The sequence below is a fragment of the Longimicrobium sp. genome, from assembly GCF_036280135.1.
Taxonomy (GTDB): Bacteria; Gemmatimonadota; Gemmatimonadetes; order Longimicrobiales; family Longimicrobiaceae; genus Longimicrobium.
Window position 1 is genome coordinate 1 of the sequence record NZ_DASURI010000813.1, and the last position, 5393, is coordinate 5393.

The following is a 5393-nucleotide window of genomic DNA, read 5'->3' on the forward strand; positions in this document are numbered from 1 at the left end:
GGAGGGGGCCGGGGGGAGGGGGCTCTCCGCGGGCGAGGCACAGTCCGCCACGCGCGACAGGCCCCGAGCCCCGATGAAGTTCTCCCTTCCCCCACGCCGTTTGTGGGGGAAGGGTCGGGGATGGGGGGCGCTCCGCCGCACGCGGACTCTTCCCACCCGGCAGAAACACGAGCGCGCCCGCGGATGGGCCGCCGTTCGACACAAGATCCTGGTGCCGTGCGAAACCACCACTTTCGCACTCTCGCACTTTCGCACTTTCGCACTCGCAGTTCCGTGAACCGCAAGAACGTCGAGGACATCTACCCGCTCTCGCCCCTGCAGCAGGGGCTGCTGTTCCACGCGCTGTACGCCCCGGGCACGGGCGCGTACGTGGAGCAGTGGCCGCTGCTGGTGGAAGGCCCGCTGGACGAGGCCGCCTACGCCCGCGCCTTTCAGCGCGCCGTGGACCGGCACGCCGTCCTGCGCACGGCATTCCTGTGGGAAGACGTGCCGCAGCCGCTGCAGGTGGTGATGCGCGAGGCGCCGCTCCCCGTGGAGACGCTGGACTGGACGGACGCGGGCGCGGACGACGGCACGTGGCGCCCCCGGCTGGACGCGTGGCTGGACCAGAACCGGCGCCGCGCCTTCGCGCTCAACGCCGCGCCCCTCATCCGGCTGACGTTCGTGCGGCTGGGCGCCGGGCGCACGGTGGTCGTCTTTGCCTTTCATCACCTGATCCTGGACGGCTGGTCCGCGCCCATCGTCTTTGGCGACGTGGCGGCCTTCTACCACACGGAGTGCACGGGCCGGCCCGTCCCCCTGCCGCCGCCGCCGCGCTACCGCGACTACATCGGCTGGCTGCAGGCGCGCGATCCGGCGGCGCAGGAGGCGTACTGGCGCGGCGCGCTGGCCGGCTTTTCGGAGCCCACGCCGCTGCCCCTGGACCGCGGCGGCCCCGACGTCACCAGCGAGCACGCGGGCATCCACGCGCACCTGGACGCCGGGCAGACGGCGTGGCTGCAGGCGTTCGCGCGTGAGCACGCGCTCACGCTCAGCACGCTGGTGCAGGGCGCGTGGGCGCTGCTGCTGGCGCGCCACGCGGGCACGCCCGAGGTGCTGTTCGGCGCTACGGTAAGCGGCCGGCCCGCGGAGCTGCCGGGCGTGGAGCGCATGGTGGGCGTGTTCATCAACACCATCCCCGTCCGCGTGGCCGTCCCGCCCGACGCCGTCGTCCTCGACTGGCTCACGGGCCTGCAGCACCGGGCCGTGGAGCTGCGCCAGCACGAAGAGTCGCGGCTGGTGGAGGTGCAGGGGTGGAGCGAGGTGCCGCGCGAGCGCGCGCTCTTCAACTCCATCGTCGTCTACGAGAACTACCCCGTGAGCGCGGCGCCCGAGGGCGGTGCGGACGACGTCCTGCGGGTCACGCCCCTGCCCACGCTGGAGCGCACCAACTTTCCCCTGGCGCTCGTGGCCGCGCTGCAGGAGGGCGACCTGGTGCTGCGGCTGAACTACGACGCGCGCCGATTCGACGCGCCGTCCGCCGAGCGCATCGCGCACCAGCTGCGCGGCGCGCTGCTGGGCCTGGCCCACGCCCCCGGCGCGCGCCTGGGCGACGTGCCCCTGCTCGTGCCGGACGAGCGCGAGCAGCTGATGGCCCTCGGCGCGTCCGCCGGCTCCGCGGAGGGCGCGGAGCTCGTGCACGCGGCGGTCGCTGCGCAGGCGGCGCGGACGCCGGACGCGACGGCGCTGGAGTGGGACGGCGGGTCGCTCTCGTATGCGCAGCTGGACGCGCGGGCCAACGCCCTCGCGCACCGGCTGATCGCGCTGGGCGTGCGGGCGGAGTCGCGCGTGGCGCTGTGCCTGGAGCGCGGGCCGGAGATGCCGGTCAGCATGCTGGCGGCGCTCAAGGCGGGCGCGGCGTACGTGCCGGTCGATCCGGATCTGCCGGAGGAGCGCATCGGGTGGATGCTGGCGGATGCACAGCCCTCCGTTGTCCTCACGCAGGCGCGGCTGATGGACGGGCTCGCATCCGCCGGTCTGCCCGTGATCGCGGTGGATGCGGATGCGGCGGAATCCGCATCGACCGAGGCGCCGTCCGTCATCGTCGATCCGCAATCGATCGCGTACGTCATCTACACCTCCGGATCGACGGGCACTCCGAAGGGGGTTGAGATCCCGCACGGGGCGCTGGCCAATCACATGGCGTGGATGTGCCGCCGCTTTCCGCTGGGCGTGGACGGCGCGGTGCTGCAGAAGACGCCGTTCGGCTTCGACGCGTCCGTGTGGGAGTTCTGGGCGCCGCTGATGGAAGGCGCGCGGCTCGTGATCGCCCAGCCCGGCGGGCATCGCGACGCGGCGTACCTGGTGGATGCCATCCGCCGCTTTCGCGTGACGGTGCTGCAGGCCGTGCCCTCGCTGCTCGCCGTGCTGGCGGAGGAGCCGGGGCTGGCGGAGTGCGCGTCCCTGCGCCGCGTCTACGCCGGCGGTGAGGCGCTGACGGGCGACGTCGTCCGCCGGTTGCGCGAATGGACGGACGCGGAGGTCGTGAACCTCTACGGGCCCACGGAGGCGACCATCGATGCCTCGTTCCACGTCGCGGCGGACGAGGCGGCGGGCGTGCCGATCGGCAAAGCGGTGGACGGCAATCGGCTGTACGTGCTGGATGATTCGCTGCGCCTGGTGCCGCTGGGCGCGGCGGGCGAGCTGTGCATCGGCGGGGCGGGCTTGGCGCGCGGCTACCTGGGTCGCGCGGCGCTGACGGCCGAGCGGTTCGTGCCGGACGCCGTCAGCGGCGAGCCGGGCGCGCGGCTGTACCGCACGGGCGACCGCGTGCGGTGGACGGAGGCGGGCGTGCTGGAGTTCATCGGCCGCACGGACTTCCAGGTAAAGGTGCGCGGATTCCGCGTGGAGCCGGGCGAGATCGAATCTGCCCTCGCCGCGCTGCCGTCCGTGGCCGAGGCGGCCGTCGTGGCGCGCGAGGACCGGCTGGTGGCCTACGTCGCGGGGCGCGGGGACGTGCGCCCGGAGCCGTCCGCCCTGGGCGAGGCCCTCGCGCGGGTGCTGCCGGAGCACATGGTGCCCGCCGTGTTCGTCGTCCTGGACGCGCTGCCGCGGACGACGAGCGGCAAGGTGGACCGCCGCGCCCTCCCCGTGCCGGACGTGACCGAGGCACGCGCGGCGTTCACGGAGCCCGCGACGGAGACGGAGCGCGCCCTGGCGGCCCTCTGGACGGAGGTGCTGCGGGTGGAGCGCGTGGGCGCGGACGATTCGTTCTTCGCGCTGGGCGGGCACTCGCTGCGGGCCATGCAGCTCGTCTCCCGCGTCCGCGCGTCGCTGGACGTCGAGCTGCCGCTGCGCGCGATCTTCGAGACGCCGCGCCTGCGGGAGATGGCCGCGCGCGTGGACGCCCTGCGCGACGCGCACCTGCGCGACCTCGTGGCGGAGCTGGACGAGCTGGACGACGCCGAGCTCGACGCCCTGCTGGCCGAGGCGGCGGAGGAGGGGGAGGGATGACGATGGTGATGACGCGCATCATCCGCCCCTCGCGGGGAAAGGCGGTGCGCCCGTGAGCACCGACCTGCTGAAGCGCCTGGCCGAGCTGCCGCCCGAAAAGCGCAGGCTGCTGGAGATGAAGCTGCGGACGAGCCGCGCCGGCGCGCCGCCCGCGTCGGAGCTTCGGCGCCTGCCGCGCAACGCGGACGGGCCCACGGAGTTCCCGCTGTCGTACGCGCAGCAGCGGCTGTGGGTGCTGGACCGCATGGAGCCGGGCAACGCGGGCTACAACCTGCCGCTGTCCGGGCGCATGCGCGGCACCCTGGACATCGCCGCGCTGGAGCGCGCGTTCAACGGGCTGCGTGCCCGTCACGAGGCCCTGCGCACCACCTTCGCCGAGCGCGACGGGCAGGCCGTGCAGGTGGTGCACCCGTTCGCGCCCGTCCCCATGCCCGTGGAGGACCTGTCGAGGCTGCCCCCCGCGGAGCGCGAGGCGGAGGTGCGCCGCATCTCCCGCGACGAGGCCAACACGGGCTTTGACCTGGCCACGGGCCCGCTGTTCCGCGCCCGCGTGCTGGTGGTGGGGCCGGAGGAGTTCGTTGTCACGGGCGCCATGCACCACATCGTCACCGACGGGTGGAGCCAGGGCGTGTTCACCCGCGAGCTCAACGCGCTGTACGCCGCCTTTCGCGCCGGCGAGGACGACCCGCTGCCGCCGCTGGACCTGCAGTACGCGGACTACGCCGTGTGGCAGCGCGGCTACCTGGACGGCGCCCGCCTGCGCGCGCAGCTGGACCACTGGCGCGCGGCGCTGGACGGCGCGCCGCCCGTGCTGGACCTGCCGGCGGACCATCCCCGCGCGCCCGTGGAAAGCCACCGCGGCGACCGGATGGACATCGACCTGCCGGCGGAGGTGGCGCCCCCCCTGCGTGCCCTGGCCCTGCGCGAGGAGACGACGCTGTTCGCCGTCCTCCTGGCCGCGTGGCGCGCCGTGCTGTCGCTGCACGCCGGCCAGGACGACGTCGTCCTGGGCACGCCCGTGGCGGGACGCGGACGGCGCGAGCTGGAGCCCCTCATCGGCTTTTTCGTCAACACGCTGCCCCTGCGCACGTCGCTGGCGGGCGATCCCACCTTTCGCGCGCTCGTCCGCCGCGAGCGCGAGACGGTGCTGGACGCCCTGGCGCACCAGGAGGTGCCGTTCGAGCGCATCGTGGAAGAGCTCAAGCTGCCCCGCGACCTGAGCCGCAACCCGCTGTTCCAGGCCGTGTTCAGCCTGCAGAACGTGGAGCACGCGTCCGTGGAGCTGGGCGAGACGGAGCTGGAGGGCGACGGCGAGCTGGACTACCAGTGGGCCAAGTTCGACCTGAGCCTGAGCGTGGACCAGGCCGGGGACGACCTGTATCCCGCCCTGGAGTGGGCCACGGACGTGTACGACCGCCCCACGGCGGAGCGCTTGGCCGCGCACTTCGTCACCGCCCTCCGCCGCGCCGCGGCCGACCCGGACGTGCGCGTGTCGCGCCTGCTGGACGGCGACGATTCCGAGGCCGCCACCCTGCGCGCGCGGGGCACGGGCGCCCCCGTGAGCGCCGCGCCCGAGCCGCTGCACGCCGCGTTCGAGCGCCACGCGGCCGCCGCGCCGGAGCGCCCGGCCCTGCTGGTCGCGGGGCGGACGCTCACGTACGGGGAGCTGGACGCGCGCGCGTCCGCCATCGCGCGGCGGCTGGTGGCGGCGGGTGTCCGCGCGGACCAGCCCGTGGCCGTGCTGGCGGAGCACTCCGCGGACGCCGTGGCGGCGATGCTCGGCGTGATGAAGGCCGGCGGCGCGTACCTGCCGCTGGACGCCGCGTATCCGCCGGCCCGCATCACCCAGGCGCTGGAGGACGCGGGCGCCGTGGCCGTCCTGGCCCAGCGGCACCTGGCGG

2 protein-coding genes are annotated in these 5393 nt (G+C 74.6%); both read left to right on the forward strand.

Features of this window, described 5'->3' with window-relative positions; all coding sequences use genetic code 11:
• Window positions 1-273: 273 nt before the first annotated feature.
• Window positions 274-3492, forward strand: coding sequence for an amino acid adenylation domain-containing protein (locus tag VFZ20_RS26215; protein ID WP_329686922.1), 3219 nt, complete (start codon window positions 274-276; stop codon window positions 3490-3492).
• A 52-nt stretch (window positions 3493-3544) separates the two neighbouring features.
• On the forward strand, window positions 3545-5393 hold a 1849-nt coding region (locus VFZ20_RS26220), incomplete at its 3' end, for a condensation domain-containing protein (protein WP_329686923.1).